General features: G+C 68.8%; 16 protein-coding genes and 1 pseudogene. 12 read left to right on the plus strand and 5 right to left on the minus strand.

All coding sequences use genetic code 11. The annotated features are described in order from the left end of the window. Position 1: 1 nt before the first annotated feature. Complete coding sequence (locus FNH21_RS06205; protein ID WP_152813092.1) at positions 2-1,390, minus strand: OFA family MFS transporter; 1,389 nt, start codon at positions 1,388-1,390, stop codon at positions 2-4. 180 nt (positions 1,391-1,570) lie between these two features. Here FNH21_RS06205 and FNH21_RS06210 point away from each other — a divergent pair, with 180 nt between their 5' ends. Next, a complete protein-coding gene (locus FNH21_RS06210) occupies positions 1,571-2,899 on the plus strand; it encodes an APC family permease (RefSeq protein WP_152813094.1) in 1,329 nt (442 codons plus the stop codon). A gap of 26 nt (positions 2,900-2,925) precedes the next feature. On the opposite strand, the gene FNH21_RS06215 is transcribed toward FNH21_RS06210, so the two are convergent. Next, complete coding sequence (locus FNH21_RS06215) at positions 2,926-3,468, minus strand: acyl-CoA thioesterase (RefSeq protein ID WP_152813097.1); 543 nt, start codon at positions 3,466-3,468, stop codon at positions 2,926-2,928. 61 nt (positions 3,469-3,529) lie between these two features. On the opposite strand from FNH21_RS06215, the gene FNH21_RS06220 reads away from it, so the two are divergent. The 3 genes from FNH21_RS06220 to FNH21_RS06230 all read left to right on the plus strand — a co-directional run bounded on the left by FNH21_RS06220 (position 3,530) and on the right by FNH21_RS06230 (position 5,881). Continuing rightward, a complete protein-coding gene (locus FNH21_RS06220) occupies positions 3,530-4,270 on the plus strand; it encodes a maleylpyruvate isomerase family mycothiol-dependent enzyme (RefSeq protein WP_152813099.1) in 741 nt (246 codons plus the stop codon). 66 nt (positions 4,271-4,336) lie between these two features. Beyond that, positions 4,337-5,338: an NADP-dependent oxidoreductase gene (locus FNH21_RS06225; protein WP_152813101.1), complete on the plus strand. Its 1,002-nt coding sequence runs from the start codon at positions 4,337-4,339 to the stop codon at positions 5,336-5,338. Between the two features lie 60 nt (positions 5,339-5,398). Then, positions 5,399-5,881: an SRPBCC family protein gene (locus FNH21_RS06230; protein ID WP_152813103.1), complete on the plus strand. Its 483-nt coding sequence runs from the start codon at positions 5,399-5,401 to the stop codon at positions 5,879-5,881. Here the strand turns inward: FNH21_RS06230 and FNH21_RS06235 are convergent. Continuing rightward, positions 5,878-6,510: a GNAT family N-acetyltransferase gene (locus FNH21_RS06235; RefSeq protein ID WP_152813105.1), complete on the minus strand. Its 633-nt coding sequence runs from the start codon at positions 6,508-6,510 to the stop codon at positions 5,878-5,880. The two genes, FNH21_RS06230 and FNH21_RS06235, sit on opposite strands and share 4 nt — an antisense overlap. A 241-nt stretch (positions 6,511-6,751) precedes the next feature. Between FNH21_RS06235 and FNH21_RS06240 the strand changes: the two genes are divergently transcribed. Further along, entirely contained in the window at positions 6,752-7,063 is a 312-nt protein-coding gene (locus tag FNH21_RS06240; RefSeq protein ID WP_152813107.1) for a hypothetical protein, read from the plus strand. A 99-nt stretch (positions 7,064-7,162) separates the two neighbouring features. On the opposite strand, the gene FNH21_RS06245 is transcribed toward FNH21_RS06240, so the two are convergent. After that, positions 7,163-8,089, minus strand: coding sequence for an alpha/beta hydrolase (locus FNH21_RS06245; protein WP_152813109.1), 927 nt, complete (start codon positions 8,087-8,089; stop codon positions 7,163-7,165). Between the two features lie 136 nt (positions 8,090-8,225). On the opposite strand from FNH21_RS06245, the pseudogene FNH21_RS06250 reads away from it, so the two are divergent. The 4 genes and pseudogenes from FNH21_RS06250 to FNH21_RS06265 all read left to right on the plus strand — a co-directional run bounded on the left by FNH21_RS06250 (position 8,226) and on the right by FNH21_RS06265 (position 11,865). Continuing rightward, positions 8,226-9,054: pseudogene (locus tag FNH21_RS06250) on the plus strand (aldo/keto reductase). A gap of 136 nt (positions 9,055-9,190) precedes the next feature. Beyond that, a complete protein-coding gene (locus FNH21_RS06255; protein WP_152813111.1) occupies positions 9,191-9,862 on the plus strand; it encodes a Rho termination factor N-terminal domain-containing protein in 672 nt (223 codons plus the stop codon). Positions 9,863-10,013: 151 nt separating this feature from the next. Beyond that, complete coding sequence (locus tag FNH21_RS06260) at positions 10,014-10,790, plus strand: sulfite exporter TauE/SafE family protein (RefSeq protein WP_338403174.1); 777 nt, start codon at positions 10,014-10,016, stop codon at positions 10,788-10,790. Between the two features lie 34 nt (positions 10,791-10,824). After that, positions 10,825-11,865 (plus strand): zinc-binding metallopeptidase family protein, encoded by a 1,041-nt coding sequence (locus FNH21_RS06265; protein WP_152813113.1) that lies wholly within the window; start codon positions 10,825-10,827, stop codon positions 11,863-11,865. Positions 11,866-11,868: 3 nt separating this feature from the next. On the opposite strand, the gene FNH21_RS06270 is transcribed toward FNH21_RS06265, so the two are convergent. Continuing rightward, positions 11,869-12,531 (minus strand): pyridoxine/pyridoxamine 5'-phosphate oxidase, encoded by a 663-nt coding sequence (locus tag FNH21_RS06270; RefSeq protein WP_152813115.1) that lies wholly within the window; start codon positions 12,529-12,531, stop codon positions 11,869-11,871. A 166-nt stretch (positions 12,532-12,697) separates the two neighbouring features. On the opposite strand from FNH21_RS06270, the gene FNH21_RS06275 reads away from it, so the two are divergent. From FNH21_RS06275 to FNH21_RS06285, 3 genes are all read left to right on the plus strand, one after another. Next, positions 12,698-13,489 carry a phosphatase PAP2 family protein gene (locus FNH21_RS06275; RefSeq protein ID WP_152813117.1) on the plus strand — a complete coding sequence of 264 codons (792 nt, stop codon included), beginning with the start codon at positions 12,698-12,700 and terminating at the stop codon, positions 13,487-13,489. Between the two features lie 25 nt (positions 13,490-13,514). Continuing rightward, positions 13,515-14,198, plus strand: coding sequence for a TetR family transcriptional regulator (locus FNH21_RS06280; protein WP_152813119.1), 684 nt, complete (start codon positions 13,515-13,517; stop codon positions 14,196-14,198). A gap of 105 nt (positions 14,199-14,303) precedes the next feature. Next, entirely contained in the window at positions 14,304-15,764 is a 1,461-nt protein-coding gene (locus FNH21_RS06285; protein ID WP_152814129.1) for an amino acid permease, read from the plus strand. Positions 15,765-15,788: the final 24 nt, after the last annotated feature.

Below are 15,788 nucleotides of genomic sequence, written 5' to 3' on the forward strand. Positions count from 1 at the left end.
GTCAGGCCTCCCTTACAGATTCGCGCTGTGAACCCTTGACCGGTTCGTGGAAGCGGGGGTCGACGGGCTTGATGAGCAGGTTGGCGATGAAGCCGACGATCAGCAGCCCCACCATGGTGAGCAGTGCCGGCTGGTAGGCACCGGCGGTGAGCTCGCCCGGCGTGCCCTGGGCGTCGAGGAACGCGTTGACGATCAGCGGTCCGGCGATGCCCGCAGCGGACCAGGCCGTCAGCAGGCGGCCGTGGATGGCACCGACCTGGTAGGTGCCGAACAGGTCCCGGAGGTAGGCCGGGACGGTGGCGAACCCGCCGCCGTAGAAGGAGATGATGACGAAGGCGAGGGCCACGAAGAGGAGCGTGGTCGAGCTGCCTGCGAGCGCCAGCACCAGGTACAGGACGGCGCCCACGCCGAGGTACACCATGTAGATGCGCTTGCGGCCGATGATGTCGGACGTGGACGACCACACGAAGCGGCCACCCATGTTGCCGATCGAGAGCAGTCCCACGAATCCGCCGGCCACGGCGACGGTGACCGCCGTCGTGCCGTCCGCCGCGCGGAAGAAGTCCTGGATCATCGGGGACGCCTGCTCGAGGATGCCGATGCCGGCCGTCACGTTGCAGAACAGCACGATCCAGACGAGCCAGAACTGGCGCGTCTTGATGGCGTTGGCCGCGGAGACGTTGTCCGTGGTGACGAGTGGCTTGGACTTGAGCTGGGAGGGATCGAAGCCGTCGGGCTTCCAGCCGTCCGCCGGCACCTTGATGGTGAAGGCCCCGAACATCATGTAGACGAGGTAGACGACGGCGAGGGTCAGGAAGAGCTTGCCGACGGCGTCACCGCTGGCGACCCAGCCCTCGGCACCGGAGTTCGGGTCGTACATGCGCAGCAGCTGCGTTGACAGCGGGCTCGCGATGAGCGCACCGCCGCCGAAGCCCATGATGGCCATGCCGGTGGCGAGTCCCGGCCGGTCGGGGAACCATTTGATCAGGGTGGAGACCGGCGAGATGTAACCGATGCCGAGGCCGATGCCCCCGATCACGCCGTAACCGAGGTAGACGAGCCACAGCTGGTTCGTGAAGATGCCGAGCGCCCCGACGAGGAAGCCTGAGGTCCAGAACAGCGCCGAGGTGAACATGGCCTTGCGGGGACCGTTGCGGTCCACCCAGGTGCCGAGGACTGCGGCGGACAGGCCGAGCATCACGATCGCGATCGAGAAGATGATGCCGATCTGCGTCAGGGTCGCGTCGAAGTGGTTGACGAGCGCGGTCTTGTACACGCTCGTCGCATAGGCCTGGCCGATGCACAGGTGGACGGCGAGAGCCGCGGGTGGAATGAGCCATCGGTTGAATCCCGGTGGCGCGATGGTGTGGTCACGGTCGAGCCAACTCATCGATAACCTCTCTGTCAGAATGAGTGGCCGCCCCCCGGCCATCGTTGATGAAGGCAATTATGCTGTGCGTCACACCGAACTGGCGAATGCGCGACGATCGGCGGTATCCCTGGCGCGCCGGGCGGTACCCTCCACCGAAAAGTACCCAGCACGCTTAGCACTTCCCCTACACTGGCGCTCATGGCCATCACGGAACAGACCACCGACACCCGGCTCTCGCGGGGGATCTCGGGCCCCCTGCTGTACCTCTTCATCCTCGGGGACGTCCTCGGCGCCGGGGTGTACGCACTGGTGGGCGTGATCTCCGCGGAAGTGGGCGGTGCCATCTGGATGCCTCTCATGGTGGCGCTCGCGCTCGCCCTGCTGACCGCGGGCTCCTACGCGGAACTGGTGACGAAGTATCCGAAGGCGGGCGGGGCCGCGGTCTTCGCCGAGCGGGCCTTCAGGAAGCCGTTCATCTCGTTCCTCGTGGGATTCTGCATGCTGGCGGCCGGTGTGACCAGCGCGGCAGGCCTGGCCCAGGCCTTCGCCGGCGGGTACCTCACCACCTTCATCGATGTGCCCGCCGTTCCAGCGGCCCTCGTGTTCCTCGTCCTGCTGGCCCTGCTGAACATGCGCGGCATCAAGGAGTCCGTCCGCAGCAACGTGGTGATGACCGTGATCGAGGTCTCCGGGCTCGTCCTGGTCATCGTCGTGGTCGGCATCTTCCTCGCCGGCGGCAACGGCGACCTCTCGCGGGTCAACGACTTCCCGCCGGGAGTCAGCGCGGCTTCCGCCGTCCTCGCGGCGTCGCTGATCGCCTACTACTCCTTCGTGGGATTCGAGGTGTCCGCGAATGTCGCGGAGGAGGTCCGGGACGTCAGCCGCGTCTACCCGAAGGCCATCTTCGGCGCCCTGCTCACGGCCGGCGTCGTCTATCTCCTGATCGGACTCGCCTCCTCGGCAGCACTCGCCCCGGAGGAACTCGCCGGATCGAGTTCGCCGCTGCTCGACGTCGTCGCCGCGACCGGCGCGGGCATCCCGACCTGGCTGTTCAGCCTCGTGGCCCTGATCGCCGTCGCGAACGGCGCGCTGCTCACCATGATCATGTCCAGCCGACTCACGTACGGGATGGCGGAGCAGGGACTCTTCCCCTCCGTGTTCAGCCGGGTCCTCCCCCGTCGCCGCACACCCTGGGTCGCCATCGTCGCCACGACCCTCGTCGCCATGGTCCTGAGCCTGACCGGCGGACTCGAGTCACTCGCCTCGACGGTCGTCCTCCTGCTGCTCTTCGTCTTCCTCAGCACGAACATCGCCGTGATCGTGCTGCGGAAGGATCGGGTCGAGCACCAGCACTTCCGCATCCCGGCGATCTTCCCGTATCTGGCCATCGCCTCCTGCATCCTGCTCCTCACGCAGCAGACCGGCGAGATCTGGCTCCGCACCGCCGTGCTCCTCGCCGTGGGGCTCGCCCTCTACGGCGTCCAGAAGCTCGTGCGCGGGCGAACCGGGGCCCACACCGGATCCTAGGCGGGCCCGGGGACGACGCGGGCCGGTCACCACACGTGCGGTGCAGGCTTCCGGGTGCTCGGCAGGGCGTTGCTGAGGCGCCACGCATGGATCCACTCGGGCAGGACGAGCTCCACCGGTGGTGCACCGAAAGCCGCGATGATCTCCTCGTTCGGCACCGGTCCGGTCGGCGACACGAGGCGCGTGGCGATGACGGCCCGGGCGTAGATCTCGCCGTCGGCCACTGCGCGCTGCTCGAAGTAGATCGCGCGCTCGTCCAGGCCGATGATCCTTGTCTCGATCGTGTACCGCTGGCCCAGCTGCAGCGACTTGCGGAAACTGATGGTCTCGCCCGCCGCGACCGGACTCCAGCCCCGCCGGCGCATCCGGCGCCAGACCCCGCAGCGCACCATGAGGTCGAACCTCCCCAGGTCGAAGACCGAGAAGTACATGCCGTTGTTCATGTGCATCGCGATGTCGATGTCCGTGGGCAGCACCCGGAGGCCGATGGTGCCGGGCTGCCAGATCCCGAGGGGCGATCGTCGGCGGGACATCACCAGCAGCAGCAGTGTACGGAGGATCAGGTGCATGCCGGTCATATTACTAGCCAGTAACATAGCCTCGCCCCGGCGGCGAGCCTAGACTCGGTTGATGACGCACCCTTCTCCCCATGCCCTGTCCTTCGGCCGGTATCGGGAGCTGCTGGACCGCGAGTACCGCATGCTCGCGGACCTCGTCCACACCACCCTGGACCGGCCGGTCCCGGCCTGCCCGGGCTGGACCGGAGAGGACCTCGCGAGGCATACCGCGATCGTCTTCCTGCACAAGGCCGAGACCATCCGGATGGGTGAACGGCCGAGTCACGGGTGGCCTCCGGTGAGCGTGGGCAGCCTCCCTCCGGCAGCCCTGCTCGCCCACTGCTACGACCGGCTCATCGAACAGTTCGACGGACACGAGGCCGGTGATCGAGCCGAGACGTGGGTTGCGGAGGACCAGACCGTGGGGTTCTGGATCCGGCGCCTGACGCACGAGACGGCCATCCACCGCTTCGATCTCGAGGAGGCCGCAGGAGCCGACACCTCGCCCATGGACGAGGAGCTGGCGATGGACGGGATCGACGAGGTGCTCACCGTGATGCTGGGGCGTGGCCGTCCCGACCCGACGGCGTCCGGCTCGACGGTGCGGCTCGAGGCCGGCGGGCACTCCTGGGACGTGCACCTCGCCCCCGCGCAGGCCGTGGTGGATCGGGACGCCGCGGCTGACGGGCAGGAGGCGGTGAGGACCGACGCCGAGGGGATGCTCCTGTGGCTGTGGGGGCGCACGGCAGGAACGGCACTGGAGGCGCAGCCGGCGGCCGGAGAGCTCCGGGCTCGGCTGGCTCGTGCACTCTAAGCGGAATAAATCCTCCGGATAACTGTTCAAGCAGAGTAGAGACATCGCCGATTCGAAGGACCAGTCATGACCGTCAGCACCCAGATCCAGCTCGCCTCCCGCCCCGTCGGCACTCCCGGCCCGGAGAACTTCTCGACGGCATCGGTCGAACTTCCCGATCTGGCTCCCGGGGAGGTGCGCGTCCGGAACGACTTCGTCTCCGTGGACCCCTACATGCGCGGCCGCATGAACGATGCGAAGTCCTACGTCCCGCCGTTCGGCCTCGGCGAGACGATGAGCGGCGGGGCCGTGGGGCGTGTCATCGAGTCGAGGTCCGACACCCTTCCGGTAGGGACCGGCGTGCTCCATGGGCTCGGCTGGCGGGATGTCGCCCAGGCTCCGGACACGCAGTTCTCGCCACTGCCGGAGACCGGTCTGCCCCTGTCCGTGTTCCTGGGTGCGGCCGGCATGACAGGACTTACGGCCTACGCCGGACTCAAGCGCGTCGCAGCGCTGACGGAAGGCGACGTCGTCTTCATCTCGGGTGCCGCAGGCGCCGTCGGATCCATCGCCGGGCAGGTGGCCCGCAAGCTCGGCGCATCCCGCGTCATCGGTTCGGCCGGGTCGGCGGAGAAGGTGGCGCTGCTCAGGGACAGGTACGGCTACGACGACGCCTTCAACTACAAGGACGCCCCCGTGCGGGAGCAGCTGCGCGCGCTCACGCCCGACGGCATCGACGTCTACTTCGACAACGTCGGCGGGGACCACCTCGAGGCGGCACTCGATCGCCTCAACACCGGCGGCCGCGCGGCCCTCTGCGGCGCCATCTCCCAGTACAACAGCACCGAGCGCTCGCCGGGACCGGACAACATGGCCAACCTCGTGACGCGCTCACTGAAGCTCGAGGGCTTCATCGTCGGCCGGCACCAGGACCTGCAGCCGGAGTTCGCGGAGAAGATGACGGGCTGGCTGGCGGACGGCAGCGTGGTCTTCGACGAGACGGTGGTGGACGGCATCGAGAACGCCGCCGGGGCGTTCCTCGCCATGATGCGCGGCGCCAACACGGGAAAGATGCTCGTCCGCGTCTGAGTCGCGATTCCGTAGCGGTGCGGGTGGGCGGCGGGTCCGCCGGACTGGAATACTGGCGCCATGACCGTCGGATTCACCAGTGTCACCGTCACCGCGATGGACCAGGCGGAACTGTTCGACCGCTCCCGGGACATCGGCGCCCACACCTCGTCCATGCGGTTCTCCCGGGAGCGGGCCGTGGCGGGCGTGACGAGCGGCCTGATCGGGCCGGGCGAACAGGTCACCTGGCGCGCCTGGCACGGAGGGATGCCCATCCGGATGACGAGCATCATCACGGAGTTCGACGCCCCTCACCGCTTCGTCTTCGACGCCCCTCACCGCTTCGTCGACGAGCAACTGCGCGGACCGTTCCGAGCCTTCCGGCACGTGCACGAGTTCTCGTCCGCGGACGGCTCGACGACCATGATCGACAGGATCACCTTCTCGGCGCCCTTCGGCGTGATCGGGTCGGTGGCGGAGCGCATACTGCTCCGACCGTACCTGCGCCACCTCATCCGGAAGCGCAACCTGTACCTGGTCTCCGCGTCGTCCGGCCTGCCCTAGTCCTCGCCGCGGGAGCGCAGCGACGCTTCGAGCCGCCGGCGCTGATCGGCCGGGAGGAGCAGCCTGTACTGGGGGAACTCCACGAGGAACTCGCGCACACGGGGGCAATAGGGCACGACGGCGATGCGTCGCCGGTGTGCGCTCAGGAACACCTGCCGGATGAGTGCGGGCTCCACGTCCACGGCGTCGAAACGCGGATCGACGACGGCCTGGATGAGCACCGCGTGCGACCCCTTCATCTCGTACTTCACGTGACCCACCATGGTGCCGTCGCTGAAGAGCTCGAAGCGGGAGAACAGGGAGTTGTCGCGGAACCCGCTGCGCGTGCGCGCGGGCTCTGCGCGTGACTCGGCCTGGACCTCTCGCCGCTCGATCTCCTCGACCAGCAACTCGTACTGGTGCAGGGCGTCCATCGGAGGGAAGTCCCGGTCCAGGAGGCGGTACGTCTGGTTGCAGAGCACCCGCAGCTGCCGGGTCGACACGACGGTCAGGTCGTCCGGGAAGTCCGCTTCATCGGCCCGGGGGGAAGGGACGGTCGTGATCTCCGGCGCCGCACCCCACCCGAGCTGGTCATGCTCGGTCGGCTGCATCGACTGCGGACGGTATTCGACGAACGGGGAAGTTTCCATGGTCAGCTCCACGATGGTGGTTCGATGGCCCGCTGCTAGGCCCTGGTGAGACTATAGGCCGATTCTTTCCCGATGTGAAATTAAGTACCCTTACTACTTTCGACGCCGCCGCCCGGGCCGGCCGGTCCCACTTGAACCAATCTTGAGGGTCCACGCGGGAGGGCTTGAAGCGCGGAGCGCTACGGTGACGGAGCAGACGGGTCCTGCCGCACCCGTGCAGTCATGGCCGAAGGAGCCCCCCGTGCAGTTCAAGACCGCCCACTCGGCCATGACGATGTCACTGCTCGCACTCGACGAGGTCCACCGGCACTACCTTAACTCCGGTGGCTCCTTCGACCGCATCGAGATCGACGCCTACCTTCACGGTCTCGCCCCGCTGCCGCGCGAGGAGCGGGACTGTCTCGCTCAGGCCGTCAACGAACTGGTCGACGACCTGGCCGCGGCAGGCCTCGCCGTCCGGTCCTCGCGCGCGACCTACAGCGAGACCCGCAGTACTCGCCGGGTGTCGCCGGTCCTCGGGCCGGGTATCGCCACGCGCAGGATGATCGCCTGACCCCTGACCCCTGACCCCTGATCACCGGTCCTCACGTCGTGCGAGGATCCCGGCCGCGCTGGACGGAGTGCGCGGCATGCATCCGGCCACGGCCCATCCTCACAACGACTCGATGAACGCCAGCGTCGCCTCGATGATGTCCGCCTGCACGGCGTCCCTCCCGGCCGTCGCGACGCCGTCGCCGGGTTGGTGGCCGTAGTCGCCGAAGAAGGCATGGACACCGCCGGGAACCTCAGTGAAGCGGGCACCAGCGGGCAGCAGTTCCCGTGACGCCGTGATGTCGGCACGCGTGGACAGGCCGTCCTCGGACCCGCTCACGGACAGTACCTCGAGGCTGCTCCCCGAGAGATCGTCGAGGGGGTAGGAGGCCCACAGCAGCAGGCCGCTGACATCCGCATCGCCGGCCGCGAAGATCGAGGCCGAGACGCCTCCGAGTGAGTGTCCGCCCACGGCCCAGGTCACCACCTCGGGGTGCGCCTCCATCACCGGCCCCGCCTGCGCAGAATCGACCAGGGAGATACCGAGCGGTTCCTTGAGCACGACGACGAGCGTCCCCTCCCTCGCCACCTCCGCGAGCAGCGGGACGTAGGCGAGGGCCTCGACCCGTGCCCCCGGGTAGAACACCAGACCACGCGTCACAGCCTCCGATGCATTCCCGGTCGGCTCGAGGGTGATCGACGTGGCGTCCTCCACGAGGCCCACGTCCGCGAGCGCCACCCCTTCCCCGAGCCGTCCGGCATCGTCGCGGAACGGGAACGGTGCGAGCCACGTCAGGGCCGCCATCACACCGATCACCAGGAGGGCCGCGAGCCCCTGGAGCACCGCCCTGCGCCGACCGACCCGCACGTCCCGCCGCCGGGACCGGAGCAGCAGCGCCACGACGAGGAGTCCCGAGAGCAGGGACACGGCCAGGAGTGACGGCAGCAGCGGATGCGACCGCGGGACGGCAGGATTCGTGACGATGAGCCACGCCGGGGTCAGGATCAGGGCGACGGCGGTGCAGATGGCGGGGATGCGCGAGGGCATGGGGCCCCTTCCCGGCGCTGCGCGCCATTGATCCGCTCATGATATCTCCACCATGGAGATACTGTCCGGCCCGGTTGACGGCGCGCTCACCGCCGGGACAGGGTTGACCTGCCCCCACCCCAGATCAGGAGATCCCATGGCACTCGCTCCCACCTTCCAACTGCGCAGCGGCGCACGCCTGCCCCTCCTCGGCCTCGGCACGTGGCCCCTGAACGACGACGAAGCGGCCGCGACCGTCGAGCGGGCGATCAGCGCGGGATACCGACTGATCGACACCGCCGAGAACTATCGCAACGAGAAGGGCGTGGGTGAGGGTGTCCGCCGGTCGGGGATCCCCCGCGAGGAGCTGTTCATCACGACGAAATTCAACCGCGAGCACCACAGCGTCGACGGCGTCCGTCGGGCCTTCGAGACGAGCGCGCGCCTGCTCGGCGTCGATTACGTGGACCTCCTGCTCGTCCACTGGCCGAACGCGGGGCAGGGCCGCCACGTCGAGGCCGTCCAGGGCATCGCCGCACTCATGGACGAGGGCCTGGTCAGGGCGATCGGCACCTCCAACTACAAGCCCTCCCACCTGCAGGACGTCATCGACGCCGGGATCGTGCCCGACGTCAACCAGATCCAGCTCGACCCGCAGCGTCCGCGCATCGTGGACCGCGCCTTCCACGACGAGCACGGCATCGTGACGGAGTCGTGGAGCCCGCTCGGGCAGGGCAGCGGACTGCTCGACGAGCCGGCGGTCCGGGGGCATCGCGGAAGCCCATGGGATGACTCCCGCCCAGGTGGTGCTGCGCTGGCACGTGCAGCAGGGCCTCGTCGCCATCCCGAAGTCCTCGCATCCCGAGCGCCTCGCGCAGAACCTCGACGTCTTCGGCTTCGAGCTCTCGGGGGAGGACGTGGCAAGCCTCTACCTGCTGGAGAGCCAGGAGGCCGAGATCGTCGATTCGGACGAGTTCGGCCACTGACCGGCGTCGCCGGTGCAACCCGCGCCTGCTGCCCTCCGCCTCCTTGACAGCGCCCCTGGCCCCCGGAAAAGTAGTAAGCACGCTTACTCCGATCCCGGGCACCACCGGTGGAGCATCGACCGGAAGGAAGATCAGCATGGCGGACGAACCAGGGAACCAGACGCCCGACACCCCCGATGTCAGCGAGACGGAACTCCGCGGCATGAAGGTGGACCAGCTGCGCAGGGAGGCCAAGGAGGAAGGCCTGAGCGGCACCTCGGGCATGAGGAAGGGTGAACTCGTCGACGCGGTCGCCGAGGTGAGGCAGGAGCACGCCTCGGGCAGTGAGGCGGGCGACGGCGGCGCCGACGGCACGAACAACGGCACGAACAACGGCACGAACAACGCCAAGAACGAGGGCAAGGACGACGCCGATGACCTCGGCGCGGGTCCTGATGGTGGCAGTATCCGCACGGGCGAGAAGACATCGGCCTCGCTGAAATACGCCCAGGAGATCACGTCGACGGACGATGATCCCGAACGCGAGGGCCGCAGCCTCGCGACCACCCACCACGAGGTCATCCGCCAGTGGGCCGAGGCCCGCGGTGGACGCCCGGCCACGGTGGACGGGACGGAGCACGGCGACCACCTCGGGGTCCTGCGGATCGATTTCCAGGGGGACACCGACAAGCTGCGGCACGTCAGCTGGGAGGAGTGGTTCCGGACCTTCGACGACCGTCGGCTGAACTTCGTCTACCAGGAGCAGCGCAAGGACGGGAACCAGTCCACCTTCTTCATCCTCGAGAGCCCCGACCGCGAGGATGCCTGAGGCACACGGGCGTCACGGCGGCCCGCCACCTCGGCATATCCTTGTCGAGGTGCTTCCCCGCCCGGCAGCCCGAGCGTCCTGACCGGCGCACCGCGGCCGTCGCCGGGCCCGACCGGAACCCACGGACCGATGCCGGGAGGATGGTGGGCGCGTGCTCGAGATCGCCGTGATCCTTGTCGCCGGTTTCTGGGCGGGCATGATCAACGTCGTGGTCGGTTCGGGCACCCTGGTGACCTTCCCCACCCTCCTGCTCTTCGGCTACCCGCCGATCGTCGCGAACATCTCGAACAACATCGGGCTGGTGGGGGGAGGCCTGTCGGGGTCCTGGGGGTACCGACGCGAGATCAGGGCCAACAGGGGGTTGCTCCTGCGGCTGCTCCCGCTGTCCGTCCTGGGCGGACTGGGTGGCGCCCTCCTGTTGCTGGTCCTTCCGCCCGAGGCCTTCCAGGCGATCGTCCCGATCCTGATCATCGCCGGACTCGCGATGGTCGCTCTGGCACCACGTGTGCAGCGGGCAGCGGCGGCGAAGGCCGGCGAGACCGCCCCGGACACCCGCCCCTCCCGGCGTCGTTCACTGCTCCTGCTCGCCGGCATCGCCATCCTGGGCGTCTACGGCGGCTACTTCGGAGCGGCGCAGGGCATCCTGATCGTCGGCCTGATGAGCATGGTCACCATCGAGAGCCTGCAGCGCATCAACGCGATCAAGAACGTGCTCACGACGGCGGTCAACGCGGTCGCCGCCATCACCTTCATGCTGTTCGCCTGGGATTCGATCGACTGGGCCGTCGTCCTCATCATCGCCGTCGGCGCCACGCTCGGCGGCCTCCTCGGCGCGAGGGTGGGGCGGCGGCTCTCCCCGCTCGCCCTGCGCGCCACCATCCTCGTCATCGGCACTGCCGCCCTGATCCGGCTCGTCTTCTTCGGCTGACCGTCCCTCCGCCCCCGTCTCCCCCCAGGACCCCATGCAACGCTTCACCTGCACCGTGTGCATCTCCCCGCTGTTCTTCGAGAACTCCCGCTGCCTCGCCTGCGGCACGCAACTCGGCTTCCATCGCGGCGAGCGGAGCATCACCGCTCTCGACGACGACGGCCGCTATGTCGATCGCGCGGGCCAGTCCCTCGTGCGGTGCGTCAACCTGACACTGTCCGGCTGCACCTGGCTGGTCCGCGAGGAAGGGGACGAATGCTTCAGCTGCACCCTCACGCGCACCCGCCCGGACGACCACGACACCACCGGGCTGGCGCAGTTCCTGGACGCGGAGCGGTCCAAGCGGCACCTCATCTACGAACTCGACACCCTCGGCCTGCCGATCGAGGACAGGATCAGGAACCCGGAGCGGGGGCTGGCCTTCGACCTCCTCTCCAGCGTCGAGGAGAAAGTGGTGATCGGCCACCAGAACGGTCTCATCACCATCGACCTCGCGGAGACGGTCGATTCCCACCGGGAGAAGATGCGCGCGAAACTGGACGAGCCGTACCGCACCATGCTGGGGCACTTCCGGCACGAGACCGGACACTACGTCGAGGGGACCCTCGTGTTCTCGGACCCCGAGATGACCGAACGTGCGCGCGCCATCTTCGGCGACGACCGCGACAGCTACCAGGATGCATTGAAGCGGCACTACGACCAGGGCCCACCGGAGGGCTGGGAGAAGAACCACATCTCGCAGTACGCGACCATGCATCCTTACGAGGACTTCGCCGAGACCTTCGCCCACTACCTGCACATCTGTGACACCGTTGATACAGCGCTGCAGTACGGCTTGGCGGGCGGACCCGGACCCGCGACGACGGCCGATTTCGGCGAGGTGGTGCGCGAGACGTGGATCCCGCTGTCGGTGGCCCTCAACCAGGTGAACCGCAGCATGGGCGCGAACGATCTCTACCCGTTCGTGCTGCCGCCGGCGGTCATCGCCAAGCTCGAGTTCGTCCACCGACTGCGCGCGGGCACTGCCCGTGCGCAGTCCCGGACCTCCACCACAGGACCGTCAGCCGCAGGCTAGGCGCTACGGCCAGAGCAACTCGCGCCGCCAGCCCTCCCCGAAGCGGGTGTAGAGCAGCCGGGCATGGCGACGCTCCTGGTCTGCCTGCCAGAACTCGACGGCGTCAGGTGCCACGGTGAACACTGTCCAGGTGGTGGACGCGAGTCCTTCGGTCGCCTCGATGCGCTCCACCTGGCTCTCGACGGCGGCGTCCAGCTCCGCCCTGTCCTGCAGGGGTGAGCTCTGGCTGCCGGCCAGCACCAGCGCACGGGCCACGGGGTGGCGGCGCTGGAAGTCCGCGTCGTTCTCCTCCGTGGTGCCCGTGGACACTCCGCCCCGGATGCGCACCTGGCGGCCTGCCGCGGGCCAGAAGAAGGTGAGGGCAGCCTTCGGGGTGGCCGTGAGCTGGCGGCCCTTGGGGCTGTCCTTGCTCGAGGCGACCTGGAACCCGTCCTCCGTCAGGTCCTTGAGGATCACCACGCGGGCGTCCGGCGCGCCGTCCTCGTCGACGGTGGCGAGATGGACCGCGTGGGGCGCTGCGACATCGTCCGCCACCGCCGTGCGCAGCCAGTCGAGGAAGAGGTCGAGCGGCGAGGCGGGCGCCGCGACCGGGTCGAAGGGCGGCATCTCGTCGGGGAACACGGGAACGCCACGGACGATATCGCGGATGGGACCTGGATCGCTCATGCCGCCAGCCTAGACCCGGGCCTGACGTTCCGGCGCGGCACCGACGGCAGGCGGCCGGCGGTGCCGGCAGAGGGCGCCCTAGCAGGACCGGCGCCGGATGCACACACCGCGCCTGCAGCTCCCTCAGCCCGGTGCCCCTGCCGGGCAGGGCGCATAGAGTCAGGGGATGCCAGCCCATCAGGACCAGTACGTCGGCCCCCGCGACCTCACCCGATGGCCCACCCCCGTCGGCCGTTTCCTCGTGCGGTGCGTCCGTCCCCTCGCACGCAGGCTGGGCCCGCACGCCGCCCTGCTCCTGCTCATCGCCGTCGGCGGCGGGATCGCGGCGCTGCTGACGGCGGCGTCGGCGGAGGTGTACGAGTCGGTCGTCGAGTCGGACGGCGTCGCGGCACTCGACCGGCCCGCCCTGGACCTCGCCGTCTCGCTCCGCCAGGACCGGCTCGACGCCTTCATCACGGGATACACGAACATCGGTGGCCCCATCGGCATGCCGATCCTCGCCCTCGCCGTGATGGTGCTGCTCGCTGTCAGTCGCCGCTCGTGGACTCCCGTGATCCTGATCCCGGCCGCCGCCTTCGGCTCCCTGCTGATGACCGTCGCGGGCAAGGACGCCATCGGGCGCCTCCGCCCGCCCATGGATCTCGCCGTCCCGCCCTACGAGTCCTCACCCTCGTTCCCCAGCGGGCACTCGCTCAACGCGCTCGTGATCGCCGGGATCGTCGCCTACCTCCTCGTGCTCCGGCAGCACCGCAAGCGCACCCGGGCCCTGACCGTCATACTCGCCGTCCTCTTCGCGGTCACCATGGGCCTCAGCCGCGTGTTCCTCGGCCACCACTGGCTGACGGACGTGCTCGTCGCGTGGACGCTCGGGATCGCCTGGCTGGCGGTCGTGATCACCGCCCACCGGCTCTTCCTGACTTTCCGGCTGCACCGTGCGGCACTCCGTGACGCCGCCTGACACCGGTGCGCGGTCAGGTCTCCCCGTGGGTCGGGCGACGACGTCCGGGGCGGACGCCGTCGTCCGGCCGCTCCGGCGCGATGCCCGCCGGAACCGCGAGGTGGTCCTCCGCGCCGCCCGACGCATGTTCGCCGAGCACGGCACCGAGTGCAGCTTCGAGGACATCGCCCGGGAAGCCGGCGTCGGTGTCGGCACCGTGTACCGGCGCTTCCCGGACCGCCGCACGCTGATCGAGGCGCTCCTCGAGGAGCGCAGGGTGGATGTCGACCGCGCCGCGACGGAAGCCCTCGCCCTCAAGGACCCCCGGGCCGCGGTCTCGGCCTTCGTGGGTTCCGTGGCCCGCATGCAGGTCGAGGACAGGGGCCTGCGTGACCTGCTCGACGACCACGGTTTCGTGTCCGCCGGGGTCGCACTGCTGCGCGAGCGGCTCTCCCCCACCGCGGAGGAGCTCGCGTCTCGGGTGCGGAATGACGGCGCGGCCCGCCCCGACCTGACCGGAGCGGACCTCCTGGTCCTGATCCGCATGCTCGGTTCCCTGACGCGCGAGCAGGCCGACGCACCGACGCGGACCGGTGCGCCACAGCCGATGGACGCACCGGAGGAGCGCGACGCTCCCGACAGCGGATCGAACGGCAGCATGTCGACAGGCTTCGACCGCTACCTCGGGATCCTGCTCGACGGCCTGCGCTGCGCCCCGATCAACAGGTAAGGAGAACCGACGGATCATCTTCGGTTCTCCTGACTTCCCCCGAAGCATCGACCGCCCCATACTTGCTGGGTGCACGAAGCACCACCCACCTACGGACGGACGATGATGTCGGAGCATGCAGGCGCACGGGGATCGCAGTCGGTACTGCGGCGGAAACCCATCGACAACGTCGAGGACGAGACCGGCCGTACCGGCCTCTTCAAGAGCCTGGGGCTGTGGCAGCTGACGGCGATCGGCGTCGGTGGCATCATCGGCGTCGGGATCTTCACCCTCGCCGGACTCGTCGCCAACGGGGGCGAGGACGGGACCGCCGTCGGGCCCGCCGTCCTCATCTCCTTCCTGGTCGCCGGCCTGGCCAGCGCCGCCGCCGCCCTGTCCTACGCCGAATTCGCCGGGATGATCCCCCGGGCGGGCTCTGCATACACGTACGGATACGTGGCCCTCGGTGAGATCATCGGCTGGTTCATCGGTTGGGACCTCCTCCTCGAGTACATCGCGATCGTGGCGGTCGTCGCGATCGGCATCTCCGGCTACTTCACGGAGTTCATGTCCGGCATCGGCGTCACCGTCCCCACCTGGATGCAGGGCACGCCCGACACCATCGAGGGCGGTCTGATCAACCTCCCCGCGATCGTGGTCTGCCTGCTCATCACGTTCATCCTCAGTCGTGGCACCAAGACGTTCGGCCGGTTCGAGCTCGTGGCCGTGGGCCTGAAGATCCTCCTCATCCTCGGGATCGTGGGGCTCGGGTTCTTCTACGTGGACGCGGAGAACTACTCCCCGTTCCTGCCCTCGGGCTTCGGCGCCGTGTTCACCGGCGCAGCCACCGTCTTCTTCGCCGTCTTCGGCTACGACGCCATGAGCACCGCCGCCGAGGAGGCGACCGACGGCAAGAAGCACATGCCGAAGGCCATCCTCCTGTCACTGCTGATCGCGATGGTGCTGTACGTCCTCGCGACGCTGGTGCTCACCGGCATGCAGAACTACGAGGACATCAGCCCCACGGCCGGGTTCGCCTCCGCCTTCCAGTCCGTGGGCCTGCCCGTCGTCGCGACGGTCATCTCCGCCTTCGCCGTGATCTCGATCCTCACCGTCATGCTCACCTTCCTGCTCGGCGTCACCCGCGTCTGGTTCTCCATGAGCCGTGACGGGCTGCTGCCGGCCTGGTTCTCGACGACGGACCTCAACGGGACCCCGCAGCGCGTGACCTGGATCGCCGGTATCGCCTCGGCGCTGCTCGCCGGTGTCTTCCCCATCCGGGCCGTCGCGGACCTCACCAACATCGGCATCCTCGCAGCCTTCGTCGTCGTGTGCGTCGCCGTGATCGTCCTGCGCCGCACGCGGCCCGAGGTGCCCCGCACCTTCAAGCTGCCCCTCATGCCGATCGTCCCGGCGTTCGGTGTCCTGGCGTCGCTCTTCCTCATGCTCCAGCTGCACTGGGAGACGTGGGTGCGCTTCGGTGTCTGGCTGCTGATCGGCCTGGCCGTGTACTTCTTCTACGGGCGCCGCAACTCGCTGATGAATCCGGACAGCCCCCGCCACGCCCTCCTCCGGCGCGACTCCTAGGGTCCGGCCCGCCGTCGGTCCCAG

It is taken from the genome of Arthrobacter bussei, assembly GCF_009377195.2.
In the GTDB taxonomy this organism is placed as follows: Bacteria; Actinomycetota; Actinomycetes; order Actinomycetales; family Micrococcaceae; genus Arthrobacter_D; species Arthrobacter_D bussei.